The organism is Shewanella sp. 10N.286.48.B5 (genome assembly GCF_002874355.2).
GTDB lineage: Bacteria > Pseudomonadota > Gammaproteobacteria > Enterobacterales > Shewanellaceae > Shewanella.
In genome coordinates this window covers 1,109,946-1,125,178 of sequence record NZ_MCVG02000001.1, presented here as the reverse complement: position 1 = coordinate 1,125,178, position 15,233 = coordinate 1,109,946, and the positions used below count along the sequence as shown (strand labels likewise).

The 15,233-nt window shown below is 40.0% G+C and carries 17 protein-coding genes and 1 riboswitch; of the genes, 2 read left to right on the top strand and 15 right to left on the bottom strand.

Translation table 11 applies throughout. The features are described from left to right. The first annotated feature begins 212 nt into the window (after nucleotides 1-212). Together BCU57_RS04845 and BCU57_RS04840 are read left to right on the top strand one after the other, a co-directional pair. A complete protein-coding gene (locus BCU57_RS04845; RefSeq protein WP_102439598.1) occupies nucleotides 213-902 on the top strand; it encodes a glutathione S-transferase in 690 nt (229 codons plus the stop codon). A 202-nt stretch (nucleotides 903-1,104) separates the two neighbouring features. Further along, complete coding sequence (locus BCU57_RS04840; protein WP_076536156.1) at nucleotides 1,105-1,311, top strand: hypothetical protein; 207 nt, start codon at nucleotides 1,105-1,107, stop codon at nucleotides 1,309-1,311. Nucleotides 1,312-1,498: 187 nt separating this feature from the next. Here the strand turns inward: BCU57_RS04840 and BCU57_RS04835 are convergent, their stop codons facing one another. The 15 genes from BCU57_RS04835 to BCU57_RS04765 form a co-directional block, all read right to left on the bottom strand. Further along, a complete protein-coding gene (locus BCU57_RS04835) occupies nucleotides 1,499-2,047 on the bottom strand; it encodes an NAD(P)H nitroreductase (protein ID WP_102439615.1) in 549 nt (182 codons plus the stop codon). 138 nt (nucleotides 2,048-2,185) lie between these two features. After that, nucleotides 2,186-2,767, bottom strand: a complete 582-nt coding sequence (locus BCU57_RS04830) for a DoxX family protein (protein WP_413211401.1) — start codon at nucleotides 2,765-2,767, stop codon at nucleotides 2,186-2,188. A gap of 86 nt (nucleotides 2,768-2,853) precedes the next feature. Then, entirely contained in the window at nucleotides 2,854-3,702 is an 849-nt protein-coding gene (locus BCU57_RS04825) for a DUF6279 family lipoprotein (protein ID WP_102439596.1), read from the bottom strand. A gap of 44 nt (nucleotides 3,703-3,746) precedes the next feature. After that, on the bottom strand, nucleotides 3,747-4,757 hold the full coding sequence (locus BCU57_RS04820) for a phosphotransferase (RefSeq protein ID WP_102439595.1): 1,011 nt from the start codon (nucleotides 4,755-4,757) through the stop codon (nucleotides 3,747-3,749). A gap of 14 nt (nucleotides 4,758-4,771) precedes the next feature. Continuing rightward, complete coding sequence (gene pnuC / locus BCU57_RS04815; protein ID WP_102439594.1) at nucleotides 4,772-5,422, bottom strand: nicotinamide riboside transporter PnuC; 651 nt, start codon at nucleotides 5,420-5,422, stop codon at nucleotides 4,772-4,774. A 40-nt stretch (nucleotides 5,423-5,462) separates the two neighbouring features. Beyond that, nucleotides 5,463-5,723, bottom strand: a complete 261-nt coding sequence (locus tag BCU57_RS04810) for a hypothetical protein (protein WP_076536145.1) — start codon at nucleotides 5,721-5,723, stop codon at nucleotides 5,463-5,465. A 170-nt stretch (nucleotides 5,724-5,893) separates the two neighbouring features. Beyond that, nucleotides 5,894-8,080 (bottom strand): TonB-dependent receptor, encoded by a 2,187-nt coding sequence (locus BCU57_RS04805; RefSeq protein WP_102439593.1) that lies wholly within the window; start codon nucleotides 8,078-8,080, stop codon nucleotides 5,894-5,896. Between the two features lie 148 nt (nucleotides 8,081-8,228). After that, nucleotides 8,229-8,337: riboswitch (TPP riboswitch) on the bottom strand. A gap of 158 nt (nucleotides 8,338-8,495) precedes the next feature. Continuing rightward, nucleotides 8,496-8,888, bottom strand: coding sequence for a YcfL family protein (locus BCU57_RS04800; protein WP_372001998.1), 393 nt, complete (start codon nucleotides 8,886-8,888; stop codon nucleotides 8,496-8,498). Nucleotides 8,889-8,973: 85 nt separating this feature from the next. Further along, nucleotides 8,974-9,999 (bottom strand): PaaI family thioesterase, encoded by a 1,026-nt coding sequence (locus BCU57_RS04795; protein ID WP_102439591.1) that lies wholly within the window; start codon nucleotides 9,997-9,999, stop codon nucleotides 8,974-8,976. 10 nt (nucleotides 10,000-10,009) lie between these two features. Beyond that, on the bottom strand, nucleotides 10,010-10,366 hold the full coding sequence (gene hinT / locus BCU57_RS04790; RefSeq protein ID WP_102439590.1) for a purine nucleoside phosphoramidase: 357 nt from the start codon (nucleotides 10,364-10,366) through the stop codon (nucleotides 10,010-10,012). 581 nt (nucleotides 10,367-10,947) lie between these two features. After that, nucleotides 10,948-11,799 (bottom strand): CsgG/HfaB family protein, encoded by an 852-nt coding sequence (locus BCU57_RS04785; protein WP_076536135.1) that lies wholly within the window; start codon nucleotides 11,797-11,799, stop codon nucleotides 10,948-10,950. 2 nt (nucleotides 11,800-11,801) lie between these two features. Next, entirely contained in the window at nucleotides 11,802-12,209 is a 408-nt protein-coding gene (locus BCU57_RS04780) for a curli assembly protein CsgF (protein ID WP_102439588.1), read from the bottom strand. A gap of 15 nt (nucleotides 12,210-12,224) precedes the next feature. After that, entirely contained in the window at nucleotides 12,225-12,878 is a 654-nt protein-coding gene (locus BCU57_RS04775) for a curli production assembly/transport protein CsgE (RefSeq protein ID WP_241901032.1), read from the bottom strand. Continuing rightward, on the bottom strand, nucleotides 12,875-13,507 hold the full coding sequence (locus BCU57_RS04770) for a LuxR C-terminal-related transcriptional regulator (RefSeq protein ID WP_102439587.1): 633 nt from the start codon (nucleotides 13,505-13,507) through the stop codon (nucleotides 12,875-12,877). The genes BCU57_RS04775 and BCU57_RS04770 overlap by 4 nt, the downstream gene beginning before the upstream one ends. Before the next feature lie 126 nt (nucleotides 13,508-13,633). Continuing rightward, nucleotides 13,634-15,229, bottom strand: a complete 1,596-nt coding sequence (locus tag BCU57_RS04765) for a curlin (RefSeq protein WP_102439586.1) — start codon at nucleotides 15,227-15,229, stop codon at nucleotides 13,634-13,636. Between the last annotated feature and the right edge of the window lie 4 nt (nucleotides 15,230-15,233).

Genomic DNA, 15,233 nt, shown 5'->3' with positions numbered 1-15,233 from the left:
AACCTCAAATTATGGCGCGAAATTGTAACTTAATCACACAACCATAGCTAGGCGTAATGCAGCGTCTTCAGTTCGTGTCAGTAAACACATATGTTTCAACAAACCCGCAAAACCAACCGACAACCTAAGCAAAAAGTTCACACACCCACAGATAAAAAACATAGAATAAGCTCACTCATTGTTTACTTCACGATAACAAGGTCTAGTTATATATGTCTTCCGCTATTCTTTATACCTTCAGGCGCTGCCCTTATGCGATGAGAGCGCGTATAGGCTTGCATTTAAGTTCGTTAAATCCTGAATTAAGAGAAATTGAGTTACGTAATAAACCTGCAGAAATGCTAAAGCTGTCGCCAAAAGGCACAGTACCAGTATTAGTACTGAATGATCCGCAAATTAATCGTCCTAAAGTATTAGACGAAAGCATTGATATCTTCAAGTATGTATTAAGTCATTATTCTTGTGCTGATACTGAATATTTATGCAACAGTGCTTATGTAAGCTTAGTCTGCTCTATAACCGATAAAGCAGCAATTGATCTGATTGAATTGAATGATTTTCAATTTAAACCTTGGCTAGACAAATACAAGTATGCTGATAGACACCTTGAGTATCCTGAAGAGTATTACCGCATTAAAGCCTGTGAATTCATTGAAATTTTAGAAGAAAAGCTGTCTGATAATAAACAACTGCTGTCAGACTCACCCTCGATGGCTGACTACGCTATTTTTCCGTTTGTAAGACAATTTGCACATGTTAATAAGCTCTGGTTCCAGCAAAGCCCATATAAAAATGTAAAACAATGGCTCAAAATCCATCTAGAAAGTGATTTATTTAAAATGGTTATGAAAAAACACTCTCTCTGGTTAGATGATTTAACCCAGCAACATTACCTCAAATAGCGTCGATATATTACTAACTGCTTATATTAGCAACAACAGATCAATCTTTTGTATAGTTATTCATATATATGATTGATAAAAGTACTGTAAATGCGCTATGTTAAGTCAACTATAAGATGGATTTTATAGTGATTAAGCAGCTAATCTCCAAAATAGGATTAAGCTTAGGTAATCCTCTCATGCAGTGACCAAGGATGTAGACATGGAACAAATGGATTTGGTGCTTGTGCTCATACCACTGTTAATCGTATTGCATATTATGTTTTGCTACCGCGCGATTAACACAGCAGCAAAGATAGATAACGTTAAACGTTATCTATGGGGAACAATAAGCCTATTTTTAGGCCCGTTAGGCTATTACTTATATCAGAACTTGCTGCCGTTAGATGCATTAGACCCAAGCGACTAAGACATTTAATTATAACGAGCAAAGTCACCGACCTAGGTAACTCAAACATTTTTATTTAAAAATATTAAATATAGTGATTCCACAACTGGAGTCACTATATTTTTATTAACGCTTTTGATCGCCTTTATAATTAGCACTGTTCTCGAGCTCAGCAATTAAGTTGATAAGCCCACTTCATAGAAACAGGTTATAAATATCGAGCGAATTGTCGGCCTGGTTTTAACGGTTTAAGCGGCGCTTTAACCGCAGGGGTGCCGATATACAAAAAGCCCACGATTTGATCTTCAGCGGCAATACCCAAACCTTGATTAACCATCGCGTTAAAAGCAAAGTCACCAGTACGCCAAACTGCGCCCAATCCTAAAGAAAACGCTGCTTGTTGCATTGCCATGGTGGCGCAGCCCGCGGCTAACTGCTGCTCTAATAATGGCACTTTAGGATGTGACTGACTTTTGGCGACGACAGTAATGACCATTGGCGCTCGGTGTGGCATCCCTTTCACTTTGGTTAAAAAGGTTTCATCCGCCCCTTTAGACTTAGCCGCCGTAACAAATATCTCTGCTAAGGTCTCTAACCCTGCATCAGTGGCGATAATAAATTCCCAAGGCGTTAAAGCCCCGTGATCTGGCACTCTGGCAGCAGCATTAAGAATGAAGTCCAATTGTTGTTCATTCGGCGCAGGCGTTGTTAAACGAGGTGTTGACTGGCGAGTAAGTAATAATTCTGAAGCGTCCAATTGCAAAATCCCTGTCTTTTCATTGCGCAGACACATGTCCACGCCGATAATTAATCTCTCAAGAATATTAACAAAAATCCCACATTAAAGTGGGATTTTTACATGTCATGATAAATTGTTAGATGAGGTTATTAATCGCTAGCTAGCACGCTTGGCAATAAAGTGATCCACGCTGGTATATCGGCCTCCGCCCATAAATAACAGCGCAAGCAACATGATGAAATAGGTTATGGCAAACTCAATACCATTATTTAAAATAACAAAGTTGCCTGAGCTTGTGAGCCATTCGTAATTACCATGTTGCTGTAAAAGTGCTTTAGCCGCAGCAAGCTTTTCAGCAGAAGCGGCGACATTATCGTTAGCAAGCCAGGAACTGGCATCAGCAATGGCCAACCAGCCATTATTAATGTGCACCGCAAACGCCGCAACTAACATGGTTACCATCATAGGGATGGCCACTATACGTGTAGCTAAGCCTATCAGCAGTAGCGCTCCGCCAAATAATTCGGTGCCGGCAGCTAATGCGGTCATGACTTCAGGCATAGGTATACCTAAACCCCAATCAGGATTACCAAACCAAGCCGCTGTGTCACTAAAATTAGATAACTTGTTATAACCTGCTTGCATTAATACTGGGGCTAAATAAAGTCGCAAAGCCAGTGGTGCTATGCCTTCAATGTGCCTTAATAAACTTAAAAATTGCTGATATAGGTTCACCATGATAATTCCTTAATCTTGCTGCGATAATTACATCATTAGACCTTGGAATAACAAGTTTTATTTCATCTATGTACATCAGCTATAAATTAACGCTTCACATCGTCAGACAGATCTTGTAAATCCTCAATTAACGTGACTATTTTTTTGTTTAAATGACGGCGCTGCTTGCTGGATAAACTGTGATTAATTTCAATCATTAACTGACCAAATAATCGAGTATTTCTATCTGCATTTTGCTGATATATTGCCGATTTTAATTCATCTGGCTGGGTCATTAATAACCGCATTCTCTGCTCAAGTAAGGCTGTATCATCTCGTTGACTCAGCGCAGTTTCAAACTGACGTAACCATTCAAGTCGATACTCTAGCCACATATCAAGGGTTGCTAAACGCTGTTGATTAAACGCTTTAATTAACACTTCTTGTTCTGCTGTGGTGCTTCCTAACCAATCATCAACCCGATTGATGGTTCTTTTGTTGGCATCGGCGACTAATTCTAGTTGGTTTTTTCCTGCATACTTGGCATTTAATTCATCATTATCAAGTTTAAGCTGAGTAATAATAGATTTAACTTGTTGATCGCTTAAGCTAGTAATAATAGGTAGTAAATCGGGTAGTAAAAATTCAAAAACACGAAACCAATGGGCTTTAGCTGCAGTAACTTGTTGCTCCCAAATTTCAATGGTGAGCGTGTGTTTATTAATATTGTCGGAAAGTTGCTGCAGCTGCTCGCTATAGCGAGCCAATTCTTGCTGTTGATGCCAAAGCAAAAACTTATCTAGCAGCTTATCAAATTGAGCTTGTTGAGATTTATCTAATTCTACATATTCATCAACGCGCCACTCAATGGCCCAGTCGAGAAAGAAGTAACTAAATTTGGTGGAACATCCTGCTAAAAAGATAACAAGTAATATTGGAATTAATGGCTTTTTCAACGGTCATTCTCCCCTACAAACAGCATAAGTTAAGAATAATAGCCTTATGGCACTAAAGATAGGTATTTGTTGAATAAGTTAAAATATTGCTGAGGAGATAATTGCTGGTTAGCTGCCATCATTAAAGCCCAAGCTGCGGCAAATAGCCAAAAGCAATGAGCCATTTCAGCGAGGTAGTCAGTACAATCATGAGTCAAATTCAGCTGATGTTGTAGATATTTTTCCGTCAGTTGTTTTACTTGCTCTTGAGTTAATTGATGCGTCACCACCACGGCGACTAAATCAAACAGCGGATGACTGGCAGCGCAATATTCAAAATCAATACACTTAAGTTGTTTACCATCAAACAGTAAATTATACGGCGACAAATCTCGGTGACAGAACTGCGGCGAAATCACGCAGGTTTCTAGTTGTTCAAGCCAAATAGCCATTTGGGCATATTTACTGGTTAATTTTCGATAAAGCTGCTGCCATGTCACTAACGCCTGAGTTTCATCAGCATCGCCTTTGTTTGCGACGCTTGCATCAGCAATTGAGTTGCCTAAGTCAGATAATGAGTTTACATAAACTTGCCATTGCTGAGTCATGGTAATTTGTTTCGTCGGCAAAGGTAATTTTGATAGCGGGGTTAATAACCCCAGTAGGTGAGCAACAGGGTCTAGCGCCGCAAACACCGACTGCTGTGGGCGCTTGTTATCATAAAAACTAAACTCGGCGACATAATTTGACCATAAGTGATTATTTTCAGGTATAAACTGACTTAGGTAAAAGCGTTTATCATCACTAAGCCAAATTAATTTAGGCGCCCGATTAATGGCTTCAACCAAGCGCCAACTGCTCACTTCGTTGTCTCGTTCACACCACGGGGCATTATCTTGATTAACCCGTAATACCCAATCGCTATCACTTAAGGCTATATGGAAGTTTTGGTTACTTAATCCATCAGATAACACTTTAACCCCATGACAATCTGCTTCAATCTTATCGGCTAATATATTCGGTAATTGGCGTTTAATATCCGCAGGTAGCCATTGCCATGGGTTAAAGTGACTCATTATCTAAATAGCCATTAGCTTGCTAAGGCTGCATCATCTGGTGCATGATTTTGCAGCATTTTTTTACGCCACATAAAGTAACCGCTGACAGCCATAAATAAATACAGGATAAGTAAACCAGAAGTTAGCATTAAACCTTTTTGAAGGTATAAGTAAATTGATAGCGAATTAATCACCATCCAGTAATACCAATTTTCTATTACCTTTTTCGCCACTAGATAAGTAGTCATCACCGCAAAACAGGTTGTTAATGCATCAAGATATGGAAACGAAGCACTTGTATTTGTGGCCATTAAGTAGCCCACAATCAAGGATACACCACTAGTAACGGCAATAATCACTAAGTGTTTGTTTAGAGACCAACTAATAATTGGCAGTTCAGTTTGATGACGACTGTCAGCACCATAGCGCCACAGCCAAAAGCCATAAATCGCCATCGCCATGTAATATACATTTAGCACTGATTCCATCAACAATGACACATTCCAAAACAGCACTGTGTATATGGCAGTACTGGCAAAGGCTGCCGCCCAACACCAAATATTGGTTTTCATGGCTAATATCAAATACGCAATTGCCAGAATCACTGCAACAGCTTCCCAGCCTGTCATTACAGACACTTCAGTAATGGCAATTTGTATTGATTGAACGATCTCAGATAACATAACGTTGGCTACTATTTCATTACTATGATGAATTTACAGGTTATTCGGTGTGGCTTAAATCAAGCTCGCCACCAATAAATTTACATACAAATACTGCTTTGCCCCATTTTTGATGGGCCGCTTCCATTTCGGTTGCTAGCATGGCCATCACATCTGCGTATTCACCGCACACCTGAGTCGCCATCGCATTGGTTTTACGTTCAATATTAGGGTAGCTATCTACTCGGCCAATAAACCACTTTATCGGGTCTAAATAGTTTTCATTAAATGGATACATGCTGATTTCGGCAGTCAATTTCATGGAAATTCCTTAATCGTGATAAAAATACCGTCATAGTCTATCAAAGTTTAAGGTAAAAAACTTTTCAAAACATGACGGCAATTTAGTGTTAAGTATTGTTATTATTAAATAAATCAACTGTAACCCAACAGGTTAACAGCCCCCTTTAATTAACATAGTTTGCAGTCAAGCTACATAAACTTGACGTTTAAGGTAATACCTAGCTGACGTGGATCGCCGAAACGTACATATTGCTTATCGGCCCAATCTAAGTCTGGTTCATTACCAAAATAGAAGCCTCTGGTGCCATATTGCTCGTCAAATAAGTTGCGGCCCCATAAATACGCTGACCACATTTGTGTTTCATAACCCACTCGAGCATTGAAAATAGTATAAGCGTCTGACTTTGATTCGTTACTATCAGAGTAGTAAAAATCACTTTTACCGCTAGCATTTAAATTGATAAACCAGCCAGAATCACTGACATAGCTCATGCCTGCGCTATAAGTAAATTTTGGCGCATGGGCTTGCTCTCGACCTGTTAAATCTACGACATTGCCATATTTATCCTTGTATTGATAATCACCATAGGTGGCTTCTAACCAACCTGCACTACCGTAGAATTGAATGTTATCGGTGGCATAGTAGGTAAAGTCGATTTCGGCGCCGTAGTTTTCAGCACTACCTGCATTTTCGGTAAATAGAATGAAGCGCTGCTGATCATCAGGGTCTTGTTGTGATGCCGCCACTTGCTGATCGCGTCGATCCATATAGAAGAATGCCAAGTTGGTATCTAATTGACCTTGTAACCACGAAGATTTGAGCCCTAACTCGTAGTTATATAAGATTTCAGTATCAAACTCTTTTTTATCGGCTAATTCAGCTGGCAAACTCATGTTAAAGCCACCCGCTTTGTAACCGCGAGCAATACGCAGATAGGTATTATGGTCTTGGTTTATGGGTTTAAATAGCGCTAAATGACCACCCCACATGTTTTCGCTAGGTGAGAATTTATCACCATTACTGTCTGAATATTCACTTTCTCGGCGCTCTAAACGAACCCCAGCTGAAAATACATAACCATTACTAAACTGGGTATCGGTTTGAGCAAAAATAGCATAGTTGGTCGCTTCATATTCCGATTGCAGCACTTCATCTGGCCAGCCATTGTATTCAGAATATAAGTCATTATCCTCTTGAAGGTTCATGCCATATAAGCCCATTAACCAATCAGTCGAATCGTTAAAAATTCGGCCAGCTTCGTTTGAGCTGATACGAAGTTCCTGTGACACGGTTTTACGTTCACCCTGTTTATCCCAGGTGTAATCATAAACACAAGGTTCTGTTCCTACTTCATTCCAGTTGTCATCATACGCGGTACACTGTTTTGAAGCCCAGTAATCAGGGTTGGCCCAATCGCCATCATAATTATGGTGATGATCGGTTTGTGCAAATGAAGTTAACGAGGTGAGTTCGAACTTTTCAAAACTGCTGAAGATGGCTTTTAAGCCAGCACCAGTGGTCTTTTGCGCATCAACACCAGGCTTATCGGTAATAGTTTCAAAGCCATTATTATCTAACGTCCAGGCATCATAGCCATTATCAAAATTGGCATGAAGCAAGGTTAAATCCAATTGCACATCATCTGCTGCATACCAACGCAATTTAGCTCGGGCGGTGAATTCGTCACGGGCATTGGTATCTTCACGTTCAAGGTAAGTATTGTCGCGGTAACCATTTTGTGAGTGCTGCTCTAAGGACACCCGGTAAAGTAATTTACCAGAATCGGTAATTGGGCCTGAGCTAAAACCTGAGAAGGTTTGTAAGTCATCGTCACCAAGGGAGACTTGTGCACCATGTTCAAACACATCGGTGGGATCGTTACTTTTAAGGTATATAAGACCCGCTAACGCATTGGCACCATATTGTGTACCTTGTGGGCCACGAAGAACTTCAACCTGTTGTATATCGTACATGCTCGACACCATGCCGATCCCAGATAAATCGATATAATCAACAATGAAGCCAACAGAAGAATTTGGCGCGCCTTGATATTCTTCTTGCTCACCCACACCACGAATTTGGAAATACTTTGGCCGAGAGCTGCCGCCAGACCAGTTAAAATTAGCAATAGAGTTTAATACATCTTCAAAATGTTGAGCGCCTTCATCTTGCAATTGTTGGCTATCGATGACGGTAACACTGGATGGCACTTTTTCTAGCGCTATATTACTAAAGTCAGCGTTAACCACTATGACTTCCATTTTTTCAGCAGCGGGCGCCACGCGTTCAACATTTTCTGTTTGAGCGACAACGGAAGTGGATAAAACGGCAAGAATGGCAATCGCTAGTGGCGATTTAGATTTTATTACAGACATAGGACCTCAAATTATAATTTTGAGATCCGGCAAGCATAGTGAATTAGTTATGTGCATCCATGACTGTCATTACAATTATCAGTTATTAAATTGGTGTCGTTTTTCGTTTACGACTTGGTTTATGACTGAGTTAATGACTAACATTTACGGCAAAGCATGCAGCCTATTCCTACGCCGGTATGAGCCGGATCAGGTTCTAAGGGTTTGTCTTTAGACATCTCAGTTTATCAACACGATAAACACCCCTTGGCGCGGCGGATTATAAACTATCCTTCATCTGTGCAACAGCACTAACAGGCACTTTTTATTAACTATTTAAGTACAAAAAATTATCACATAGATATTTTTATGATTAGCTAAGCCTATAAAACAAAAAACACGCAATTAAGCGTGTTTTATATTTTAAAAGATACACTTAGTTAGAGAATGCTTCTCTTACATATACTTCAAAACGGCTTGCATTGGCATTAGGGGCAACGGCGCTAACCTGCATTTGTTGTTTGCCATGTAGCTTTAATGACTTCCAGCTGCTTGCTTCATCTTCAATGGTAAAGCCACCAACATCAAACCAAGTAAACTTATATTGCAGCCTTAAATCCGTTGACACCTTGCTAATGATTAATGCAGAACCTTGCAATAAATCCGCTTGCGTTCTGACATTGACTTGCTCAACAGCGACTTTACTCGCAAAAGAATTATTATCAACTCTCACTTCGCTATTAGAGCTAACCATGACTCCCGCGGTATGATTAGCACAGGCTGATAGCATTAACGCTAGCGATATCATTATTACTCTTAATGTCATCATTAATTCCTTTTTTTAAGTATTAAAAATAAATGGTCGGCTCAGTGTCAAACAGCTTGCTCATCTATGCATCAACTGTGTGTTACTTCTACTGATCAAGCAAGAAATGCGCTCTCGCAGTAGCAATTAGCTGCTTACGATTTTTCTGCCAGCAATTAATGCTAACATTAGCAACTCGGCGTCCTTGACGAGTAATTTTACATTCAGCAAACGTATCTTGATGTAAACCCGCACGTAAATAATCAATTGAAAAATCGATAATTTTTGGCACTTTCTTAGCTTGCATAAATACCATTAACTGCACAATCGCCGACATTTCCATAAAGCCAGCAATAACCCCGCCATGTATGGCTGGCAGAATAGGATTACCAATGTTGTCATCTTTAGTTGGCAGCTTAAATACCATTTCATCACCAAAGCGATCAACACTCATCCCGATAAATTGGGTATAAGGGACTTTCTCTAATAAATAACTATAGTCATTTAAATCAATGGCCCGCTTAACCACATCATGAACATTAATATCGCCCACAGTTAAACTGGCATTGCCTGCCTGCATAACTTCAACACTTTGAGTATCAGGCTGGTTATTAGCAGCTGAATTGACTGCACTTGCTTCATCAGCGCAGCCCATCAAAGCTTGTCTAAACTCTTCACCCACCATTTCTGGACTAATACGCATAAATGAGCCAACAGCATGCGCAATAGGATCATCAATACTGTCTTGATAAGCAATCGCACGGGTAAACGCCACATTGGCCGACAAACGATAACATTCTGCAAATGCATACAGCGGTTTGTTTGGCTCAGCCGGTTTCATGTAGTCAACCCGTAAATCTAAGGTTGGCGATATTTCTAAGGATTTATACTTCTCTAAAATAGCGCATACAACAGAAGTGCCGGATGCGGTATCAATGATCGTAGTCACCACACCGCCGTGTATCACCCCAGTATCTGGGTCACCAATGATATCTTGGCTATAAGGCAACTCCAGTAATACGTGATGTTCACTGGCTTCTAACGCACTAATATTCAATCGACGGCAATGGGCAAGCTGATTAACAAATCGGCTTGCTACGCCGGTTAACGGAAAAAAATCACTGTTTATTTTCATGTTATTAGTATTAATCCAACCGACTTAGCATTGGCCCAAGTGACTTACCGCCAAGTAGATGCATATGGATATGGTAAACCTCTTGGCCACCGTGTTTATTACAGTTCATGATTAAGCGGTAACCATCTTGTGCAATACCCGCTTCATCAGCCAGCTTTGCCGCAACTGTCATCATTCGCCCTAATGCCAGTTCGTCAGATGCTTTTACATCATTGGCTGTGGGGATCAAATGGTTTGGAATAATCAGAATATGTGTTGGTGCCTGTGGGTTTATATCGCGAAAAGCGGTGACGAGCTCATCCTGAAACAAAATGTCGGCAGGAATTTCTCGGCGTATAATTTTACTGAAAATGGTTTCTTCAGCCATGATTGATCATCCTTTTGGTTATTATAATCGAAGTAGTGAAAATCATTGTTGAATGCGCTAATCAAGCAGCCAACTAAGCGCTTGCTTAACTATATAATAGCTACTGCTGCATTTGTCACTTAAGCCAAGCAAGTTTAACACTTTGCTATTAATCACTGTTGAATGTTGTTGGCTCTATCAAGCCAATTTTGACAGCTCGATTAACTATAGCAACGCTCACTTACTTAGAGTTTATCTAGGCATTATCACATCATTGTTATCAATGCTAAAGGGGATTTATTTGAAGTATCCCCAGCAATTAACATTGAAGTCGCTAAAAAAAGCGCTATATTTCTTGGTGGTTACCTTTAAACCTTATGCAATTAGACTTCTTTGGCATCTTTTTGATCACCACATAATGAAAGCTTGGATTAATTTAACCATAATGAAAGCTAAGCTGCTTATGTGGTTATCGCCTTAAGGGCTGCTTCTGTGTATCTAGAAGTTTACCCCCAGAAAACATAAAAGGCGCCATTGGCACCTTTATCGTGATTGAAACATAAGGGACTGTTAATTAGGGGCTATTTATTCAGGACGGATAATTAGCCACGCTTAATTCTGGCACTGACTTGCGCTTCTTTATGGGCTTCTAACCAATACTTTTGCAAGGTAGTATTTTGCAAACCTGTAGTGGCATCCCCTAGCCTCCAAGCCCCTTTCCAAATGCCATCGGCAATAAGATGCACAACAGCGCTCTCAATGGCTGCGACTACGCATAAACTCACAGGCTCATTGGAAGTATAACCCGCTTCAGCCTCTAACAAATCTTGTGCATCAATAAACTTAAATACACCCGCGGTAATTTCTTTTGATATCACCGATTTGGTGGTGGTAACACTACTGAGTAATCGGCCAGTTCGAATATCCACAGCGCGTAAATTAACGGTAATGCTATCGACTCGGTATTGACCTGAAGCGCCAATGCCTAAATACCGTGCTCCAGCACCGCCCGTTTTAATATTTGTATCATAGGCAACAATGCCACCTTCCATTAATACCTGCGCACTATTAAGTTGCGGTAATTTACTGGCATCACCTTTAAGTCCTGCCCGTAAAATTTTACGTTCTGTTAATAGGTTTTGCAGTCCTTCACGCTCAACGGGTATAAACCATGCTGAATCATTAAGTGACTGGGCTAAAAATGCCGTACCGGATTGTGGCACTGCCGTTGAAAAGTTACTTGATGGAATGGGCTTGTATTGTCCTGTTTGATCGCGAAAATCATATACTGCAGCAACCATCGCACCTTGTGGAAAAGGTAAACTGGTTAGATCGTAATAAGTTTCACCTTTAGGCATTAAACTTGAAGTGGCATCTATATTTTCAAATTCTTCATCAATTGATGAGCAAGCTGTTAAAGATAGTAGGCACAAGCTAATAATTAATTTTTTCATTATTAACCCCCGACACTGTCATCAACAATACCGCCAACTTCAATAATGGTGGTTTCACCGGTTAATACGTCGGTAATATGAACAATCAATGAGCCGTCTTCATTAACGACATTAATTTCAAAATCATCAGTTAATAGATAACCTTCCCCCCCATTGGCGGCATCATTAAAAAGTTGGCTCATCAACCGAGACTGTAACGAACTTGAGAGACGTTCTAATGCTGTTGGGGCCACATAACCTGAGCCACCACTACTTTCATGGTCATTTTGCGCAGCTGCATTAGCCAGTAGATATGAGCCATTTAAATAGCTGCCACCAAAGGCTGGGTTTACTGGTTGATAAATAAGTTGAGTGGCAAAGCAATCAACTGAAAGAATGAGCAATATTGAAGTAAATGTTATTTTTTTCATTTTGGCTTTCCATGCTTAGAATTCGTCAGGTGCGAGATCTGGGTCAAACAACGCTCCTAAAACGGCTTGTTCATTTTGCTTAACTACCGCAGAGTTAACGCGTTTAGCGGCATAATTGGCTTGGTCATCTATATTCCGACTAATAGGCGACACAAAAGTCACAAAAACGGTTTTTCTGTTTTGTTGTATTAATATTTTGCTACCACTTCTTGCTGTAGCTTGTTCAATAACGGTGAGCCCGGTATGTTTAGACTCGCCACCAATATCTCTGTATGCCGCGACAAATTCACGGTAAAAGCGATGGCCGAGTCGGGTCATCGCACGGTTTAAGATTAACCCATCAATTAAATCAGCTTCATCCTTAGGGACGGCATCATTAATATTAATAGGCTTAGTTTTGGGAGCTTTTTGAATATTCTTATCTGTCGCTGACGTTGTTGGCTCTTTGGCATTCTTAAGCTTTTCTGCGTGGCTTTGATCTATTGGCGGTTTATTTTTAGTGCTGATTTGCTTTAAAGAAGGTTCAGTCACTAAAGTTGATTTAATATCTAGTGTTGACTCTGTAGATAACCTTGATTCAGTAACTAAAGGTTTTGTTACTGAATTACCAGCGGCAATGACATGACTTGAAAAGATGAACAGAAAAAACATCAATAAGATGCTTTTCATACTCTAACCTCATGCATGTGAGTCTGTGCCCAAGCTATTGCTTGACCGCGACTGGATACCCCAATTTTTCTGAAAGCGCGATATAAATGAGTTTTAATTGTACTCTCGCTGACAAACAATTGATTGGCGATATCCAAATTTGTACTGCCAGCCAGTAACGCTTGAAGTACTTCTCTTTCACGTATGGTTAAATGCTCACTATCATCGTCAGCTTCATCACCAGTGACTGATTTATGTAAATCATGGGGTATAATGCTGCGACCTTTAAGTATTTCGTTAAATCCACTGCTAATAGCGGTAAGTTCAGCATCACTGTAAAATACACCAAACGTTGTAGCTGGGTGGATCAAAAATTTTGCATCAACTTGTTTGGGGAAATTAATAAATACCGTTTTCACCGAGCTGTGTTCGCGTTCGATTAAACGCTGTAATTGATAAGCTTGTTGTAAATCTATGGTAGCTAAATCAAACACCACTAAAGAGATTTCATGTGAATTTAATTTAGTACTCATAGTTGCTGGAGTTGCTTTAGCTAGCTTGACCAAAAACTCTTGGGGCCAACGACAATCAAGTAGGTCAACAAGCAATTGCGAACGAGAAACGATCATCCAATTGATAACTTTAAACATCACTATCACTCCATGTTAATGAAAAACAAACAGTCCTAAAATAATAAAGTCAGGTTAGCAAGCCAACCTGACTTATACTATTAGCCAAAAGAGTGTTTAAATTATTTTAAATATACTTTTGTACTATTAAGGCATCATCACTGCGCCTTGATTAATGGTCACAGAGTTACCATTACCAAAGGTGTTTACTGACGAATTATTACCCATATCAGTTTGTGTTACTGCAATAACATTTGTACTGCCACTGATAAAGACATCAGCAAAGTGCTCTGTGCCCGTTTGGCTGATATCAAGATCATTCGTTGAACCATCCCAAGACTCTCCAATTGCTTCGTTCAAGCTGCCAATCTGAACAATATCAACCATAGAGCCATTAGTTGCACCTTCGGCATAAGCGGTATTGTCATTACCCGTTTGCGTCACATTAACTGTGTTATCACTTCCCCAGACTCCAGCGCCAAAACCGGTTCCATAAAAATTAATGGCATTAATGTTATCAGTCACAGTATTGTTATTACCGGTTTGAGTAATAGTAATAGTGCTATTAGCGTTATATCCAGTTTTTGCACCAGCATAGTTTTCATTACCAGTTTGGTATACAGATACTGTATTTGATACTGTATTTGATCCGCTATATTCCGTTTGTTCAACAACAGCTTCGTTTGAAATACCTGTTTGAACAACAGTAGCCATATCACCGTTACCAGCTTGATTTACTGTCGCTAAGTTACTCATATCACTTTGGGTAACCGTGGCAGTATTATTGGCATTACTTTGCGTAACAAATGCCATTTGACCGTCACCAGACTGAGTTACGGTTGCTGTTTGGTTAAAGTCTGATTGCGCTATAGTCGCACCAGCATTAACGCCACTTTGCATCACAGTAGCCCAACCACTATCACCGGTCTGGTCAACATCTGCCATATTATTCAAATTAGATTGAGTAACAAATGCCTCGTTACCATTGCCCATTTGCATCACTGCAGCATCATTCGATAAGCCTGTTTGTACAATATCTGCTGAGTTATTATCGCCAGATTGATCAATCACCGCGACAGTATCTTCACTAGCATCATCAGTCAGTGTATCAGTTTGCTGAAATATGCTACCTGTATTGCCTGCTCCAGCCTGCGATATGGTCGCTTCAGCACCATCTGAATTATCCTGCTCGATATAGGCATTATTACCGGCACCAACAGACTGATTAATGGTGGCATCAGCAAAGTCAGAAACATAATTGTTAATTTCTGCAGTATCGCCATCGCCTAACTGATTGATAGTCGATGATGCGCCATCGGCATTTTCTTGAGTGATGGTGGCTGTATTGCTGTCACCCACTTGGTTTACAGCTGCAGCAGCAGATTGAGCATTATAATATTTCTGCACTATATTCGCTTTATTCGAACTACCTTCTGTAACGATAGTCGCTAATGCAGTCGCAGTTGAATTATGCTGAGAGATTGCCCCTTCATTTTCATTACCGACTTGAGTAATAAAAGCTTTAGTATTTGAAGTGTCAGCTTGAGTTACTTCTGCTTTATTCAAGTTACCAGTTTGAGAAACTGTCGCTTCGTTTGACTCGCTATTAACTTGTTGCGTAATCTTGACTGAATTATCATTACCAACTTGGTCGACGGTTGCCTTATTATCATCGCTGGCATGGGCACTAGTTGAAGCAAATAATACCGCTGAAATTAATAAAGCTAATTTTGGATGTTTCATTGTT

Excerpts from the sequence above, each read along its gene's own strand:
- BCU57_RS04845 (WP_102439598.1), top strand. The coding sequence starts at position 213 with ATGTCTTCCGCTATTCTTTATACCTTCAGGCGCTGCCCTTATGCGATG.
- BCU57_RS04840 (WP_076536156.1), top strand. The coding sequence starts at position 1,105 with ATGGAACAAATGGATTTGGTGCTTGTGCTCATACCACTGTTAATCGTA.
- BCU57_RS04830 (WP_413211401.1), bottom strand. The coding sequence starts at position 2,767 with ATGGTGAACCTATATCAGCAATTTTTAAGTTTATTAAGGCACATTGAA.
- BCU57_RS04820 (WP_102439595.1), bottom strand. The coding sequence starts at position 4,757 with ATGAGTCACTTTAACCCATGGCAATGGCTACCTGCGGATATTAAACGC.
- pnuC (WP_102439594.1), bottom strand. The coding sequence starts at position 5,422 with ATGTTATCTGAGATCGTTCAATCAATACAAATTGCCATTACTGAAGTG.
- BCU57_RS04810 (WP_076536145.1), bottom strand. The coding sequence starts at position 5,723 with ATGAAATTGACTGCCGAAATCAGCATGTATCCATTTAATGAAAACTAT.
- BCU57_RS04805 (WP_102439593.1), bottom strand. The coding sequence starts at position 8,080 with ATGTCTGTAATAAAATCTAAATCGCCACTAGCGATTGCCATTCTTGCC.
- BCU57_RS04800 (WP_372001998.1), bottom strand. The coding sequence starts at position 8,888 with ATGATGACATTAAGAGTAATAATGATATCGCTAGCGTTAATGCTATCA.
- BCU57_RS04795 (WP_102439591.1), bottom strand. The coding sequence starts at position 9,999 with ATGAAAATAAACAGTGATTTTTTTCCGTTAACCGGCGTAGCAAGCCGA.
- hinT (WP_102439590.1), bottom strand. The coding sequence starts at position 10,366 with ATGGCTGAAGAAACCATTTTCAGTAAAATTATACGCCGAGAAATTCCT.
- BCU57_RS04785 (WP_076536135.1), bottom strand. The coding sequence starts at position 11,799 with ATGAAAAAATTAATTATTAGCTTGTGCCTACTATCTTTAACAGCTTGC.
- BCU57_RS04780 (WP_102439588.1), bottom strand. The coding sequence starts at position 12,209 with ATGAAAAAAATAACATTTACTTCAATATTGCTCATTCTTTCAGTTGAT.
- BCU57_RS04775 (WP_241901032.1), bottom strand. The coding sequence starts at position 12,878 with ATGAAAAGCATCTTATTGATGTTTTTTCTGTTCATCTTTTCAAGTCAT.
- BCU57_RS04770 (WP_102439587.1), bottom strand. The coding sequence starts at position 13,507 with ATGTTTAAAGTTATCAATTGGATGATCGTTTCTCGTTCGCAATTGCTT.
- BCU57_RS04765 (WP_102439586.1), bottom strand. The coding sequence starts at position 15,229 with ATGAAACATCCAAAATTAGCTTTATTAATTTCAGCGGTATTATTTGCT.